We start from the raw sequence: 1,135 nt of genomic DNA, 5'->3' as shown, positions 1-1,135 counted from the left end.
GAAGGACGTCTAATGGCATTACACGTTCATAAGCACCAACAGGAACCATCGCGCGTTCACTACCATTTGTAGTGGTGCTAAAGCTAAACAGTTTACTTCCCATTAATTTTGATAAGTAAATGTTCATGACAGAGAACTTGTTCATGCCCGGGTTTAACCAACCGAACAACTCGCGTTCTTGAGGCTCTGGAATGACTGAAATCTGTTGTGCATATCGACCCAAGAAGTCAACTGAATCGCGCGCTGTACGACCGCCAAACACAGAACCACTGATCGCACGACAGGTAACATTGTCACCTTCGCCGTTGACCAAATCGCTTACACAAGCACCTAGTTGAGTACGAACCAAACGAGGCCGAGCAATACCTTCGCCAGCTAGCGAAATAACTCTTTCAACTGAAAGCTCGCCCGTTGCGAACAACTCAGAGATGGCAATCACGTCTTGATATGAGATAGTCCAAACAGTCTTCTCAGCACTAACAGGGTCAAGATAATGAATATGCGTGCCAGCATTACCTGCTGGGTGAACGCCCGAGAACGTCTCAACAGCAATTTGGCTTGATGAAGGAACGCTAGGCTCTTTGCCCGCCTCACAACACACAAACACACGACCATCAGTTAACTTAGAAAGGACTGTCAAACCGCTTGAAAATGCTTCGGCTTTCTCGGAGATAACAACTGAAGGGTCTGCTGCAAGAGGATTTGTATCCATTGCAGTTACAAAAATCGAATTTGGAACGCTACCTAACTCAGGCACCTTACTAAAAGGGCGTGTACGTAGAGCTGTCCACATACCTGAAGCAACTAAATTGTCGCGTACCTGATCGCGCGTCAACGACTCAAACGCCGCAGTATCATACTTATCGAATGACTCTGCATCATTTCCCTCTACCTCAATAACGATAGATTGAAAGACTCGTCGTTCACCGCGATTAATTTCTACAACCTTACCGCTGGCTGGCGCAGTGTAACGAACACCGCTGGTCTTTTTATCCTCAAAAAGTAACTGACCTTTCTTAACGACATCGCCAACCTGCACAGCCATTGTTGGTTTCATTCCGACATAGTCGAACCCANCAAGAGCTACACGACTGACCGATTTTGCGTCAGTTATCTTTTGTTCTGGAGCGCCAGT

At 46.6% G+C, this 1,135-nt stretch carries 1 protein-coding gene; it reads right to left on the bottom strand.

Going from position 1 to position 1,135, the window contains the following annotated elements:
* Positions 1-1,135: Na(+)-translocating NADH-quinone reductase subunit A (locus tag A3738_RS09430; RefSeq protein WP_068763566.1), on the bottom strand; the 1,135-nt coding region annotated here is incomplete at both ends.

The sequence above is a fragment of the Oleiphilus sp. HI0066 genome (genome assembly GCF_001635725.1).
Note: the sequence above shows the minus strand (reverse complement) of the source record. Positions and strands in the feature narration are given on the sequence as shown.